This window comes from Lentzea rhizosphaerae (genome assembly GCF_042649515.1).
Taxonomy (GTDB): domain Bacteria; phylum Actinomycetota; class Actinomycetes; order Mycobacteriales; family Pseudonocardiaceae; genus Lentzea; species Lentzea aerocolonigenes.
Genome location: NZ_JBHRZI010000015.1, coordinates 635910 through 650047 on the forward strand (window position 1 = coordinate 635910; position 14138 = coordinate 650047).

The following is a 14138-nucleotide window of genomic DNA, read 5'->3' on the forward strand; positions in this document are numbered from 1 at the left end:
TACAGTCGCCGGTCCCGTGAACAACAGGTGACCGAGGACCGAATGAAATACCAACGCTTCGTGGCCATCGGAGACAGCTGCGCCGAGGGCCTGGACGACCTGCTTCCCGACGGCCGGTACCGCGGCTGGGCTGACCGCGTCGCGTCCGTGCTGGACGCGCCCGGCTTCCGCTACGCCAACCTGGCCGTGCGCGGCCGTCGCCTCGACCAGATGCTGGTGGAGCAGGTCCCGTCCGCCGCGGCGTTGAAGCCGGACCTGGTGGCGGTGTTCGGCGGCGGCAACGACGTGATGTCCGGCGCGTCCGCTGCTCAGATCGAGCAACGGGTGGATGCGCTCGTTCGTGCCGTGACGTCGTTCGCGCCGACCGTCGCCGTGTTCACGTTGAGCGACGTCTCGCACCGCATGCCGTTCGGCTGGCGCGTGAGGCCCCGGATCGAGGCGTTGAACGCGGCCGTTCGTGCTGCTGCTGTGCAGTACGGCGCTCTGCTGGTCGACGTCGAGGCCGACGAGTGCGTGCACGACTCGCGCTACTTCGGCCCGGACCGCCTGCACCTGTCGTCGTTGGGGCACCGACGGTTGGCCGGGCACCTGTTGTCGGCGCTGGAGATCCCGTTCGCCTCCTCGTGGCTCGCGCCGCTGGACGGTGCCGCGGCGCCGGCGTCGTTGCTGGACCACTGGCGGTGGCTGCGCGACCAGGTGCTGCCGGTGGCGTACACGCGGACGCGCAACAAGCTGATCGGCCGGCAGCCGGGCGACGGGTTCAGGCCGAAGCGTCCGACGCTTCTTCCGCTCGCTTAGCCAGCGCCTCCTTGGCTTTGCGCGCCATGTCCGCGATGTCCGCCCGCCGCTGGGCATCGGCCTCGTAGTCGGCACGCCGGTCCCGCACGACCCGGGCCGGCATGCCCACCGCGATCTTGAAGTCCGGCACGTCCCCACGCACCACCGCATGCGCCCCGAGCACGCACCCGCGCCCGACCCGCGTGCCGCGCAGCACGGTCACCTTGGCCCCGAGCCAGCAGTCGGGCCCGATGCGGACCGGCGACTTCACGATGCCCTGGTCCTTGATCGGCAGGGTGATGTCCTCGGTCTTGTGGTCGAAGTCGCAGATGTAGACCCAGTCCGCGACGAGGCTGGAGGCGCCGATCTCGATGTCGAGGTAGCAGTTGACCGTGTTGTCCTTGCCGAACACGACCTTGTCGCCGATGCGCAACGACCCCTCGTGGCACCGGATCGCGTTGCCGTCACCGATGTGCACCCAGCGCCCGATCTCCAGGCGGCCGTAGCCGGGGCGGGCCATGACGTCGACGCGCTTGCCGAAGAACACCATGCCGCGCAGCACCACGTGCGGGTTGAGCAGGCGGAACTTCAGCAGGCGGTAGTAACGGACGAGGTACCACGGGGTGTAGGCGCGGTGGCGCAGGACCCAGCGCAGGGAGGCGACCGTGAGAAAGCGCGCCTGCTGCGGGTCCCGGCGCGACCTGGCCCATCTAGTCCAGACGGGTGCTCCCCACATCGAAGTCATGGGCTGAAACTCTAAATCGTGTGCGCCATGCGGCATCATGCGGACCGTGCGAGAGGTGAGCGGCTGGATCCACGAGGGCAACCTGCAGCAGGTCGCCCTGTACGTCTCCTTGCTCGTGGGATACGAGTGGGGCTATTTCGACACCGGGCCGATCGAGGCGGGCGCCGCGGCCTCGAACGCGCACGCTCCATCGTGGTTCGCGCATGCGATCGAAGGCATCACGCTGTCGGTTGCTCGTGATCACGGCAACGGAATGCTGCAAGTCGTGTTGAGCGGCGAGTTCGACGACGTGACCGAGGCGCGCCTGGAAACGATGCTGTTCTTCAACTGAGGCACCCTGGAGGCATGGCGACTCCTCTCATCATCGACACCGACCCCGGCGTCGACGACGCGTTCGCGATCGCGCTCGCTGCCCGCAGCCCCGAGGTCGAGCTCGTGGGCCTCACGACCGTGTTCGGCAACGTCGGGCTCGACCTCACCACCCGCAACGCCCAGCGGTTGCTCGCCTACCTCGGCCGGACGGACGTGCCCGTGGCCAAGGGGGCGGAAGGGCCCAGCGGGGCGGCGGACGTGCACGGCGAGGACGGGCTCGGCGGGCAGGCGCACACGTTGCCCGAGAACGGCCGGGAGCTCTTCGGTGACGACGTGACCGGCTTCTACCGCGAGCACCTCACGCCGGAGACCGTGGTGGTGGCGATCGGGCCGCAGACCAACATCGCCAGGGCGCTCGACGCCGGGATCGTGTTCCCCCGGCTGATCGTCATGGGTGGCGGGCTCGACGTCGGCAACACGACCGAGCGCGCCGAGTTCAACTTCTGGGCCGACCCCGCCGCGGCGCGCACCGTGATCCGCAAGGGCAACCCGGTCGTCGTGCCGCTCAACCTCACGCACCGCTGCATCGCCGACACCGAGTTCCTCGCCAAGGTCGACCCCGTGCTGAGCAACTTCACCGGCACCTACCGCGCGTACCTCGCCAACCGGTCGGAGAACCAGGGGATCTACGTCCACGACGCGGTCGCGGTGGCCGAGGCGATCGTTCCCGGTGCGCTCAAGACCAAGACCCACCGGCTCGACGTCGACGACGAAGGTGCGCTCGTCGACGGAAACCACCAGGTAGAGGTCGCGGAGGACACCGATTGGCCCGCGTTGAGGGCCTTCATGGAGCAGCGGTTGTCCGTTTGACGACAACTTCGCGTCGCTCTCTGGGGTTGGGCGGGCACGGAAAGTAGGGTCCGCGACCATGCAGCGAAGAGTCCTCACGACAGCTGCGGTGGCGGTGGCCATGACGTTCGGAGTGGTCCCTGCCTCCGCTCAGCCCCAGATCCAGGTGGTGCCGGACCCCGCGGCACACGTGAACCCGTTCATCGGCACGACCAACCTCGGGAACACCTTCCCCGGCGCGGTCGTGCCGTTCGGCATGTTCTCCTTCAGCCCCGAGGCGTCCCGCGGCAACACCCTGCGCGCCGCGGCTCCCGGCGGCTACCGGTACGACGCCACGAAGATCCGCGGCTTCAGCCTCACCCACATGTCCGGGACCGGATGCGCGGGCGGAAGTGGTGACATCCCGATCTTCCCGCACGTCGGGACCGTCACGACCAGCCCGACGACGGACGCGAAGGACGAGGTCTACGCGAGCGAGTTCGCGCACGCGGACGAGGTCGCCAAGCCCGGCCGTTACGACGTGACCCTCAAGTCGGGCGCCAAAGCCGAGCTCTCCGCCACGGAACGCACGGGTGCGGCGCGGTTCAGCTTCCCCGCGGGCAAGCCGGCGACGGTGCTGATCAACACGTCGAAGTCGCAGGTCGGCAGCACCGACGCGCAGACCGTGATCGACAGGGCCAAGCGGACGATCACCGGCAGCGTCACGTCCGGCAACTTCTGCGGCTACATCAACCAGGTCGGCCGCCGCAGCTACTACACGCTGCACTTCGTGGCGGAGTTCGACCAGGACTTCACCGAGGTCGGCACGTATCAAGACAACGTTGTCACGCCCGATTCCACCTCCTCCAAGGGCGGCACGACGTACGGCACGAACGGCTGGCCGGTGCTGGGCAAGGGTTCCGGCGCCTACCTCGGCTTCGCGCCCGGCTCGCAGGTCGGCGTCAAGGTCGGCATCTCCTACGTCAGCCTCGACAACGCGCGCGAGAACCTCGAGGCCGAGAACAAGGGTCAGTCCATTGAGGACATGAGGGACAACGCGTACATCGCGTGGCAGAAGCAGCTCAGGCGCATCGAGGTCGGCGGCGGCTCCGATGACGAGCGGACCAAGTTCTACACCGCGTTGTACCACTCCCTGTTGCACCCCAACCTGTTCAGCGACGTCAACGGCGAGTACGCCGGGTTCGACGGCAAGACGCACAAGATCGACAAGCGCAGGCAGAAGGCCCAGTACGGCACCTTCTCCGGCTGGGACGTCTACCGCTCGCAGCTGCAGCTCGTGACGCTGCTCGAACCGCAGATCGGCTCGGACATCGCGCAGTCGCTGCTCAACCAGGCCGACCAGAACAACGGCGTGTGGGACCGCTGGACGCACAACGGCGGCGGCACACACGTGATGAACGGCGACCCGGCGCCCATCGCGCTGGCCGCCGTCGCGGCGTTCGGCGGCGACAAGTACGACATCAAGTCGTCGCTCAAGTCCCTGGTGAAGGCCGCAACCGTGCCCACCGCGCTCGACCTGAGCAAGGACGGCTGGGCCGTCATGTCGGTCGGGCAGCGGCCGTCGCTCGACAAGTACCTGAAGCACCAGTACATGCCGTCGGTGTCGAACGCGTGGGGTGGCGCGGCGGAGACCCTGGAGATCTCCGCGGCGGACTTCGCGATCAGCCAGCTGGCCGCGCGCACGGGCGACAAGAAGACCGCAAAGACGTTCGCCGAACGCGCGCAGTGGTGGCAGAACAACTTCGACCCCGTGGCGGACAAGACCGGCGGCTACATCCGCAACCGCAACGCCGACGGCAGCTGGGTCAAGGACTTCACTCCCGACACCGGCAACGGGTTCGTCGAGGGCAGCAGCGCGCAGTACACGTGGATGGTCACGCACAACGTCGCCGGGCTCGTGGAGTCGTTGGGCGGTCGCGAACGCGCGAACAAGCGGCTGGACGACTTCTTCCACAACGCCGACGGCAGCTGGGCGCTGACCGGCAAGGGCGGTGCGAAGTCCGAACTGGACAACGAACCGTCGGTGAACGTGCCGTGGCTCTACAACTACACCGGCCAGCCCGCCAAGACGCAGGAGACGCTGCGCGAGACGATCAACACGCTGTGGAAGAACGCCCCCGGTGGCATTCCCGGCAACGACGACCTCGGCGCGATGTCGTCTTGGTACGTCTTCACCTCGATGGGCATCTACCCGCAGGTGCCGTCGCGCGCCGAGCTCGTGCTGAGCAGCCCGCTGTTCACGTCGGTGAAGATCAACCGCGGTGCCGGCAAGGACATCACGATCAACGCTCCGCAGGCGAACACCGTCACGAAGTACGTGCAGTCGTTGAAGGTCAACGGCCGCGCGTCGTCGAAGACCTGGCTGCCCGAGTCGTTCGTGGAGCGCGGCGGCAAGCTGGACTTCGTGCTGGGCAAGTCGCCCGCCGCGTGGGGCACGGGTGCGTCGGACGCGCCGCCGTCGTTCCGCGACGGCGAGCAGCCGATCGAACACGACCAGCCCTACTACCTCACGGTCGAGCCGCGGCAGCTCGTGGTCGAGCCGGGCAAGTCGGTGACGGCGAAGGTCAACGCCGTCAAGCTGTACGACGGCGACCCCAAGGCGACCTACACGATCACCGGACCGGAGGCGCTGAAGTTCACGCCCACCACCGGTGCCGTGCCGTCGGAGTTCACGATCTCGGCGGAAGCCGGTACCGCGCAGGGCTTCTACGACTTCACCGTCACGGTGAACGTCGAGGGCGCCGCGAAGCCGGTCGTGCTGCCGCAGACGGTGAAGGTCGCCCCTGCGGGCAGCATGCTCGCCGCCGTGAACAACGTCGGTGCGTCCGCCGATGCCGACGGCGACGGCGATTTCGACGGCGGCGGCTACAGCTACTCGCGCGAGGCGCTCGCCACGGCGGGGCTCGCGCCGGGCGGCACGGGCACGGTCGACGGCCTGACGTTCACGTGGCCGAACTCCCCCGCCGGCAGGCCGGACAACGCGACCGGGGCGAAGCAAACGCTTGCCCTGTCCGGAACCCGGCTCGCGTTCCTCGGCTCGGCGGCCAACGGCGGGCGGACGAGGACCGCCACGGTGACGTTCACGGACGGCACCACGGCGCCGGTCGAGATCGGCTTCAGCGACTGGACGCTCGGCGGCGGCGGGCAGACACCGAGCTACGGCAACGTGATCGTCGCGAACACGCCGTACCGCAACCAGCTCGGCGGCGGCAACGAGAAGGTCGCCACGCACATCTTCGCGACGAAGACGTACGTGGCGCCGGAGGGCAAGACGCTCGCGAGCATCGTGCTGCCGGAGGACGGCGACCTGCACGTCTTCGCGGTGGCGCTGGGCTAGTTCGTCAACCGCGGGTGGGCCGCAACGGGCATGATCGGTCTGTGATCGAGTCGGAGCAGCAGCTGATCGAGGCGGCCAAGAACGGCGATCGCTTCACCGGGACAACGCCTGACCAGGTCGTGCGCGCCGAGCAGCTGCGAGAGCTGCTGCTCGGCCACCACGGCGACCTGCACCCGCGCGGGCTGCGGCTGGAGGGCGTGCGGATCGAGGGAACGCTCGACCTCGACAGCGCGAAGGTGGTCGTCGGCATGCTCTTCACCGACTGCGTGTTCGACGGGCCGATTCTGGCCTACGACGCGGAGATACCGCACCTGATGATCATCGGCGGGCAGCTCGCGGGGTTGTACGCCGGCGCCGCGCGCGTTCGCCGGGAGCTGTACCTGCGCGAGGGCGTCAAGTTCGCCGGAGGCGACGACGCCGTGATCCGGCTGCACGCCGCGCACATCGGCGGAGATCTCGACCTGGAGGGTGTGGAGGTCACCTGCACCACGGGCTCCGCGGTCAAAGCCGACAGCCTGCGCGTCGACGGCTCGATGTTCGTACGCGGCGGGGCACGGATCACCGGGCACAGCGAGCTCGGCGCGATCAACATGATCGGCGCCCACATCGGCGGGAAGCTCGAACTGAACGACGTGCAGGTCCGCAACAACGCGGGGCCTGCCTGGGACTGCGAGGACGTGCGCGTCGACGGCGCGGTGTCCGCACGCGACAACGCCCGGTTCGCCGGGCACGGCCGGTTCGGCGGGATCAACCTGCTCAACGCCAGGATCTCCAAGTACTTCTCGCTGTACCGCGGTGTGGAGGTGACCAATTCCGACGGACCCGCCCTCTACCTGAACGGCATCGACGTCACCGGCAGCGTCTTCTTCCGCGACGGGATCGAGCTCTCGGGAGAGGGTCCCCGTGGCGCGATCGACCTGATCGGTGCCGCGCTGCACCAGGAGATCGAGTTCAAGGACGTGCGGATCACGAACACGACCGGGCCTGCGCTCTGCATGGTTCGGGCACGTGTCGAGGTCGGCGTCTACCTGGAGAAGCGAGTCGAGTTCTCCGGCAACGACGCCAGCGGCACGGTCTTGCTGCGCGACACCCACGTCGGAGGAGCGTTCGGCATCAGGAGCGCAGACGCCGACGTGCGGATCGCCACGGGATCCGGTCTGGTTCTCGATCTGCGCAACACTTCCGTGGGCACGACCGTCCACCTGCCGCCCGGCCTCGTGTGCCCCGAGAACGGGATCAGCACGACGTGCGAGAACAAGAGACTGGTGCGGCTCGACGAGTTCACGTACGGCAACCTCGGCGAGGGAACGGACTGGCGGCAGTGGCTGCACCTGATCCGCTGCCACACGCCCGCGTATCACGCCTCCGCCTACCAGCGCCTGGCCGCGGTCGAGCGGGCCGCCGGGCACGACGGCACCGTGCGCCGGATCCTGATGGCGCAGCAGACCGACCTGCGCCGCCGCAACCCGGACGCCCTGAGCAACCGGCTCACGCGGCTCTTCCACTGGTTGTGGGGAGTGCTGGCCGGCTACGGCTACCAGGCCCGCCGCACCGCGCTGGCTCTGGTGCTCGTGCTCGCCACGGCCGGTGTGCTCGGCTGGTGGGCGGGCCAGGTCACCACGCGTCCAGGGCACCTGGCCGCCGAACGCGTCACCTCTTCGACGTCCGCGGCCGGAATTCCCTGCTCCACGGTGGAACTGGTCGGGCTCGGGCTGGATCGCGGGCTGCCGCTCGCGATGACGGGCATGCGGACGAGGTGCGATCTCGACACCGGCACGGGGTGGGGGCAGGCGTTCACGGCCGCGGTCTGGTTGGTGCAGCTCGCGGTGTGGGGGTTGGCGACGCTGGCGCTGGCCGGGTACACGAACCTGGTGCGCAAGCCGAGCTGACGTGGCGTGAGAGTTTCGCTTTCCCTGCATGGTTCTTCGTCCGCGGACGTCGAGGACAGGCGCGTGCTGCCGGTTCGGGCACAGCATGGCGAGGTCCTCCCACCGGGCGAACCTCAAGGGAGACAACGCCGCCGTCCGGACAGTCAGTCGCGAGGGCGACGGGCATCCCGGTGCTCGACTCGGTGCCGGAACTGCGCGAGTTCGGCTCGACCTGCGACGGTTCGCCCGTGTCGACCCCGCGAGTCGCGGCCAATAGTGTCGGGTTGTGTTCACAGTCTCCGAACGTGACCAGCTGCGCCGCGACCTCGTCTCCGCCGCCGAGTCCGACCCGCGTGTGGTCGGGGCGGCGTTGACGGGGTCTTTGGCGGTGGGCGAGGAAGACCGCTGGTCCGACATCGACCTCGCCCTGTCCGTTGACGGTTCGCTGGACCCGATCGTGAGCGACTGGACCGCGCTGATGTACTCGCGCGGGGCGGTCAGCCATCTCGACGTGCGGCGCGGGGCCGTGCTGTTCCGGGTGTTCCTGATGCGGTCGACGTTGCAGGTGGACGTCGCGTTCTGGCCCTCGTCCGAGTTCGGTGCTACCGGGCCGACGTTCCGGCTGCTGTTCGGTGAGGCGAACTCGTTGCCGCCCGCGGGTCAGCCGGATCGGGATGAGCTCGTTGGGCTCGCCTGGTTGTACGGGTTGCACGTGCGGTCGGCGCTCGCGCGGGGGCGGGTGTGGCAGGCGCTGTACATGCTCAACGGGATGCGGGATCACGTGATGTCGTTGTGGTGCTTGCGTTGCGGGGTCAATGCGGTGCAGGGGCGCGGGGTGGATGACGTGCCGGAGGTGGAGGTGTTTGCGGGGACGCTTGCGTTGTCCACTCGGGTTGAGGAGTTGGGGCGGGCTTTTCAGGTGTTGACCGGGTTGTTGGTGGGGGAGATCGAGGACTCGGGGGTGGCGGAGGTGGTGCGCGCGTTGGCCGACGGGGTTGGTGCGCGGGACTGAGGGGAGGGTGCGGCGACCGGGCTGGGGCGTGGCGCTGGGTTGGGGCCTGGCGTGCGGAGGTGAGCCTCGGGTCGTGAGCGCGCAGTGTGGGGGCCTTCGGGACCAGCGCTCGAGGTGCGCGGTGGGTGCTGCTTCGAGACCACCGGCCAGCGGTGGCTGAAGCTGCGCGTTGTCCTCTGGACCGCTGCCCGCCGGCACCGCCTGAGATCGCCTCGGCGCTGCCTTCAGCCCACCGGTGCCGGCTTCGGCTGCGCGGGCGCCTTTTCCCGCAGCAGCAGCCACGCCGTGAGCAGCACCAGGACTGCGGCCGAGCCGTGCACCATGAGGGCGTAGGCCACTGTGCCGCCGTGCGTCATCACGGCCAGGCAGTCGCCGATCGGGATGATCGCGTCGGCCAGGACCACCCAGCCGAGAGCTCGGCGCTGCTTCATCACCAGCAGGATCAGGGCTGTCAGGGCGTAAGCGAGGTCTCGCACGCCCTTCACGACGTAGTAGCCGGCCGGGTCGACGATGCCGAAGCCTGCGGCGGAGCCCTCACCGTTCAGCAGGTAGCTCAGGCCGAAGTAGAAACCCGCCACGACGACGAGCCAGGCCATGACCGTGGTGAAACGCATTTCGCCCTCCAGGATTTCTAGCGTTGCTAGCGATGGGAGCGACGCTAACACTAGAAGCGCTTGAATGTCTAGCGGTGCTAGATTTGGGAGCGTGAGCATTCAGAACCGGCGTGAACGTGAACGCGCGGAACGGCATCAGCTGATCATCGACGCGGCCAGGGAGCTGGCCGAGGCCGAAGGGTGGGACGCGGTCACCACGCGTCGGCTCGCGGACAAGGTCGAGTACAGCCAGCCGGTGCTCTACAGCCACTTCAAGGGCAAGGACGCGATCGTGCGCGCGGTCGCGATCGACGGGTGCGGTGAGCTGGCGCGGTTGCTGCGGAAGGCCCGTCCCTCACGAGGGGAGTCGCGGCTGCGGGTCGCGGCGGAGGCGTACCTGCGGTTCGCGAGAGAGAGGCCTGCGCTTTACGACGCGATGTTCGTGCAGCAGTCCGACATCCCGTGGGGCACGGGAGAGGTGCCGCAGGAGTTGCTCGACGCTTTCGGGGAGCTCGTCGCCGCCGTCGAACCCGTCCGGGGCGAACGAGACCTGGAAGCGTTGACGGAGGTCTTCTGGAGCTCGCTGCACGGCATCGCGACGCTCGTTCAGGGCAAGAGACTCCGCCCGGAACTCGACGAAACCCGGCTCGACCTCCTGCTAGGTGCGCTCAGCCTCGCACAGCACGAAGAACGGCCGTGACCCGATCCGCGTCAGCACCACCGTGCGCTCAAGAGAACCGGCCAGCTTCAGGCGTTTGCGCAACGTGTTCGGGTCGACGTCGAGGCCGCGCACCAGGATCTCCAACCTGCCGATGCCGCGCGCCCGGAGCAGCGACTTGAGCGACTTCTCCGTGTAGTGGCCGTGTTCGAGCACGCGGAACGCCCGGATGCCCGGAGGCGGCTCGGAACCGCTCAGGTACGCGATGCGCTCGTCGAGCTGCCACAGGCCGTGTCGCGCCGCGTAGTGCCGCACCAGACCCGCGCGCACCACCGCGCCGTCCGGGTCGATGAGCCACGCGCCGGGTGCAGCGACCGGACAGTCGTCGGGCTCAGCATCTGTCACGCTCCACGAGGCGCCCCCGTGCAGAACGGTGGCACGGCGCGAAACCCCGGGCGTGGCAAGGCCTCGCGTCCACAGGCACGCCTCGCGGACCGCGCCGTCCAGCGACACGACCTCGATCTCGTCCGCCCACGGCGCGACCGCGAAGTCGAGGCCGGGCGCGCACTTCACCGCGAGATCCACCCCCGCGTAGACCTCGGCCAGCTCGTCCAGCGGCGGCACGAAGTCCGCGGGATGCCACTTGCGGCGGCCGGACGAGTCACGGCGAGCGGGATCCGCGGTGACCGCGCCGGCCCGCGACACCGGCCGCAACGCGTCGGCTTGGACCACCAATTGACCCGGAACATTGTTGCGCGCCATGGCGAGGCGGACCGGGTCGAGGTCGGAGCCGATGCAGCGAGAGGCCACAGCGCTCAAGGCGAAGAGGTCCGCGCCGATCGAACACGTGACGTCGTGAACGTCCCGGCCGGCGAACCGCGAAGCGCGGTGACGGGCGACGGCCGAAGCCGTGGCCTGCTGGAGAGCGTCGTCGGTGAAGAGCCACGAACCAGAAGAGTCCAGTTTGGACACCGCACGACGGCGCAGCAGCACGGTTTCCACGACCGGGGCGAACGACTCCCCCAGCAACTTGCGGGCCACACCGACGTCGTGCAGCCGGGAAGCGTCCGAGAACGGCAACGCGTCCACCTCCGCCAGCGCGGCGGCTCCGGCGCCGGAACGCAGGAACGCCACGTCGGCGGGGGTGAACGCGTAGCCCAACTCAGGAAGACTTCTTGCCCGTGACCGACACGTTGTAGAAGACCTCGCGCGGCAGGACCTTCGACAGCACGTTCTGGTCCACCCACGAGAGGTTCTGCCAGGTGCGGTAGGCGAACATCGCCCAGCCGAAGCCCAGCTTCTCGCGCGGCACCGCGGCCTCGAACGTGCGCACCGGCCAGCCGAACAACGCGGCCGACAGCTCGTCGGTCACCGCGTGCACGTCGACGGCACCGGCGCGACGGGCCGTGGCCTCCAGCTGGTCCGGGTCGAACGTGTGGAGGTCGACGACGGCTTCCAGCGCCGCGGCCCGGGAGGACTCGTCGAGCTCCTCCTGCGGGCGACGCCACCCACCCAGGGCGGGCACGGCCTTGGTGATGTTGGTGGTCAGCCACCACGTCGCCTGGCCGAGCTTGCGGGCGTAGAAGTTGCCGATGTTCGTCGGGTCGCCCGCGAACACGAACTTGCCGCCCGGCTTCAGCACGCGCAGCACCTCGCGCATCGCACCCTCGACGTCGGGGATGTGGTGCAGCACCGCGTGTCCGACGACGAGGTCGAACGTGTTGTCGTCGTACGGGATCCGCTCGGCGTCGGCGACCCGGCCGTCGACGTCCAGCCCGAGGTGCTTCGCGTTGCGCAGCGCGACCTCGACCATGCCGGGCGACAGGTCGGTGACCGAGCCCTTCTTGATCACGTCGCCCTGCATGAGGTTCAGCAGGAAGAAACCCGTGCCGCAGCCCAGTTCCAGGGCGTGCTCGTACGGTCCGACGTCACCGGCGGCGGCCCGGAAGCGGTCCGTCGCATAGGTGATGCAGCGGTCGTCGTAGGAGATCGACCACTTCTCGTCGTACGTGCCCGCTTCCCAGTCGTGGTAGAGCACCTGCGCGAGCTTGGTGTCCTTGTAGGCCGCCTCGACCTCTTCCGCGGTCGCGTGCGGGTTCGGTGCCGGATCAGTTGCCACTGAACTTCGCCTTCCCTGGGCCGTTCTCGATGAACGACTCCACACCGGCCTTCTTGTCCTCAGTCGCGAACAGGGCCGCGAAGAGGTGGCTTTCGAGCTTCAGACCCGACTCCAGGTCGGTGTCGAGGCCACCGTCGACGGCCGCCTTGGTCGCCGCCAGGGCGAGCACCGGGCCGTTGACGAACTGCTTCGCCCAGCGCACCGCGGCCGCGTAGACGTCGTCGGGAGCGACGACCTCGTCGACCATGCCGATCTCCAGCGCCTCCTGGGCGCCGACGAACCGGCCGGTGTAGAGCAGGTCCTTGGTCTTCGACGGACCGATCAACCGGGCGAGGCGCTGCGTGCCGCCACCGCCGGGGATCAGGCCGAGCAGGATCTCGGGCTGGCCGACCTTGACGTTGTCGCCGGCGATGCGCCGGTCGCAGCCCAGCGCGACCTCGAAGCCGCCGCCCAGCGCGTAGCCGGTCAGCGCGGCGACCGTGGGCTTCGGCACCGAAGCGAGTGCACCGAGAGCGTCGGACAGGCCCTTCGCCCGCAACGTCATCTCGGCGTGGGAGATCTGCGCGAACTCCTTGACGTCCGCGCCGGCGGCGAAGACCTTCTCGCCGCCGTAGACGATCACCGCGTAGACGTCCGAGCGCTCGGAGGCCTCCTTGGCGGCGGCCTGGAGCTCGGACTGCACCTGCCGGTTCAGGGCGTTCATCGGCGGCCGGTCCAGCCGGATCGTGCCGATCCCGTCCTCGACCTCGAGCCTCACGAACTCAGCCACGCAGCGCCCTCCGTATCCTCGGCCGCTGCTCCGCAGACGGCGGCGAGTTCGTCTTCAAGTCGGTCGTCCGGGCTCCGCTTCGGCCCGAATCGCCTGCGGCGGTTGACCCGAAGAGGAACCCGGACGACCGACACGAACTCGCGAATTCAATCAGCCTCACGTTACCCGGCGGTAGCTTCTCAGACCTTCCGGCGGGCGAAGAACCGGTCCCCCGACTTTTGCAGCTCCAGGTCCTGCCCGAACGTCTTTGAGAGGTTTTCCTCAGTCAGGACGTCGTCGAGCAGACCCTGCGCCACGATCGAGCCCTCACGCAGCAGCAACGCGTGGGTGAAGCCCGGCGGGATCTCCTCGACGTGGTGCGTGACCAGCACCATCGCGGGCGCGTCCGGGTCCATCGCCAGCTCGGACAGCTTCGCGACGAGGTCCTCACGGCCGCCCAGGTCGAGGCCGGCGGCGGGCTCGTCGAGCAGCAGCATCTCGGGGTCGGTCATCAACGCGCGGGCGATCAGCGTGCGCTTGCGCTCACCCTCGCTCAGCGTGCCGTACAGGCGGTCGGCGAGGTGCTCCATCCCCAGTGTGCCGAGCAGCTCGCGGGCGCGGTCGGTGTCTTCCTTGCCGTACTCCTCGCGCCACCGGCCGAGCACCGCGTAACCGGCGGAGACGACCAGGTCGACGACCTTCTCGTCACCGGGGACGCGGCCGTTCAGCGCGGCCGAGCACAGACCGATGCGGGGCTTGAGCTCCTGGACGTCGGTCTTGCCCAGGCGTTCACCCAGGAGGTGGACCTTGCCCCTCGTGGGGTGCAGTTCCGCGCTGGAGAGCCGTAGCAGGGTCGTCTTGCCGGCACCGTTCGGGCCCAGCACCACCCAGCGCTCGTCCAGTTCCACGCTCCAGTCGATGTTGCCGACCAGCGTGTTCTTCCCTCGGCGGACCGACACGCCCGCCATGTGCACGACCAGATCTGTCACGTCGACGTCCGCCACGCCTCCATTGTTCCGAACGGCCTTCCCCAACCCCTCCATCGGGGGTCTCCAGACGACACGCGGGGACGCTACGTGCGCCAGGAGAGTACGAAAGCTCCCCGCGTGCACTCCGGGCT

General features: G+C 68.9%; 13 protein-coding genes. 7 read left to right on the top strand and 6 right to left on the bottom strand.

The genetic code is table 11. The features are described from left to right. Positions 1-42: 42 nt before the first annotated feature. Positions 43-798, top strand: a complete 756-nt coding sequence (locus tag ACFOWZ_RS20060) for an SGNH/GDSL hydrolase family protein (protein ID WP_382374564.1) — start codon at positions 43-45, stop codon at positions 796-798. Here the strand turns inward: ACFOWZ_RS20060 and ACFOWZ_RS20065 are convergent. After that, on the bottom strand, positions 761-1522 hold the full coding sequence (locus ACFOWZ_RS20065) for an acyltransferase (RefSeq protein WP_382374566.1): 762 nt from the start codon (positions 1520-1522) through the stop codon (positions 761-763). The two genes, ACFOWZ_RS20060 and ACFOWZ_RS20065, sit on opposite strands and share 38 nt — an antisense overlap. Before the next feature lie 55 nt (positions 1523-1577). Here ACFOWZ_RS20065 and ACFOWZ_RS20070 point away from each other — a divergent pair, with 55 nt between their 5' ends. From ACFOWZ_RS20070 to ACFOWZ_RS20090, 5 genes are all read left to right on the top strand, one after another. After that, entirely contained in the window at positions 1578-1853 is a 276-nt protein-coding gene (locus ACFOWZ_RS20070) for a hypothetical protein (protein WP_382374568.1), read from the top strand. A gap of 14 nt (positions 1854-1867) precedes the next feature. Next, positions 1868-2704 (top strand): nucleoside hydrolase, encoded by an 837-nt coding sequence (locus ACFOWZ_RS20075; protein ID WP_382374570.1) that lies wholly within the window; start codon positions 1868-1870, stop codon positions 2702-2704. A 58-nt stretch (positions 2705-2762) separates the two neighbouring features. Further along, positions 2763-6020, top strand: a complete 3258-nt coding sequence (locus ACFOWZ_RS20080; protein WP_382374572.1) for a GH92 family glycosyl hydrolase — start codon at positions 2763-2765, stop codon at positions 6018-6020. Between the two features lie 41 nt (positions 6021-6061). Next, a complete protein-coding gene (locus ACFOWZ_RS20085; RefSeq protein WP_382374574.1) occupies positions 6062-7909 on the top strand; it encodes a hypothetical protein in 1848 nt (615 codons plus the stop codon). Positions 7910-8174: 265 nt separating this feature from the next. Continuing rightward, positions 8175-8900 carry a nucleotidyltransferase domain-containing protein gene (locus ACFOWZ_RS20090; protein WP_382374576.1) on the top strand — a complete coding sequence of 242 codons (726 nt, stop codon included), beginning with the start codon at positions 8175-8177 and terminating at the stop codon, positions 8898-8900. 224 nt (positions 8901-9124) lie between these two features. Here ACFOWZ_RS20090 and ACFOWZ_RS20095 read toward each other — a convergent pair whose 3' ends face one another. After that, a complete protein-coding gene (locus ACFOWZ_RS20095) occupies positions 9125-9514 on the bottom strand; it encodes a DUF4267 domain-containing protein (RefSeq protein ID WP_382374578.1) in 390 nt (129 codons plus the stop codon). Between the two features lie 91 nt (positions 9515-9605). Between ACFOWZ_RS20095 and ACFOWZ_RS20100 the strand changes: the two genes are divergently transcribed. After that, positions 9606-10193: a TetR/AcrR family transcriptional regulator gene (locus tag ACFOWZ_RS20100; protein WP_382374580.1), complete on the top strand. Its 588-nt coding sequence runs from the start codon at positions 9606-9608 to the stop codon at positions 10191-10193. Here ACFOWZ_RS20100 and ACFOWZ_RS20105 read toward each other — a convergent pair. From ACFOWZ_RS20105 to ACFOWZ_RS20120, 4 genes are all read right to left on the bottom strand, one after another. After that, entirely contained in the window at positions 10152-11312 is a 1161-nt protein-coding gene (locus tag ACFOWZ_RS20105; protein WP_382374582.1) for a THUMP-like domain-containing protein, read from the bottom strand. The genes ACFOWZ_RS20100 and ACFOWZ_RS20105 overlap by 42 nt on opposite strands. A 1-nt stretch (position 11313) precedes the next feature. Continuing rightward, positions 11314-12270: a class I SAM-dependent methyltransferase gene (locus ACFOWZ_RS20110; RefSeq protein ID WP_382374584.1), complete on the bottom strand. Its 957-nt coding sequence runs from the start codon at positions 12268-12270 to the stop codon at positions 11314-11316. Further along, entirely contained in the window at positions 12260-13039 is a 780-nt protein-coding gene (locus ACFOWZ_RS20115; RefSeq protein WP_030467818.1) for an enoyl-CoA hydratase/isomerase family protein, read from the bottom strand. The genes ACFOWZ_RS20110 and ACFOWZ_RS20115 overlap by 11 nt, the downstream gene beginning before the upstream one ends. Before the next feature lie 179 nt (positions 13040-13218). After that, on the bottom strand, positions 13219-14061 hold the full coding sequence (locus ACFOWZ_RS20120; RefSeq protein ID WP_382374586.1) for an ABC transporter ATP-binding protein: 843 nt from the start codon (positions 14059-14061) through the stop codon (positions 13219-13221). Positions 14062-14138: the final 77 nt, after the last annotated feature.

Excerpts from the sequence above, each read along its gene's own strand:
- ACFOWZ_RS20075 (WP_382374570.1), top strand. The coding sequence starts at position 1,868 with ATGGCGACTCCTCTCATCATCGACACCGACCCCGGCGTCGACGACGCG.
- ACFOWZ_RS20120 (WP_382374586.1), bottom strand. The coding sequence starts at position 14,061 with ATGGAGGGGTTGGGGAAGGCCGTTCGGAACAATGGAGGCGTGGCGGAC.
- ACFOWZ_RS20080 (WP_382374572.1), top strand. The coding sequence starts at position 2,763 with ATGCAGCGAAGAGTCCTCACGACAGCTGCGGTGGCGGTGGCCATGACG.
- ACFOWZ_RS20060 (WP_382374564.1), top strand. The coding sequence starts at position 43 with ATGAAATACCAACGCTTCGTGGCCATCGGAGACAGCTGCGCCGAGGGC.
- ACFOWZ_RS20095 (WP_382374578.1), bottom strand. The coding sequence starts at position 9,514 with ATGCGTTTCACCACGGTCATGGCCTGGCTCGTCGTCGTGGCGGGTTTC.
- ACFOWZ_RS20065 (WP_382374566.1), bottom strand. The coding sequence starts at position 1,522 with ATGACTTCGATGTGGGGAGCACCCGTCTGGACTAGATGGGCCAGGTCG.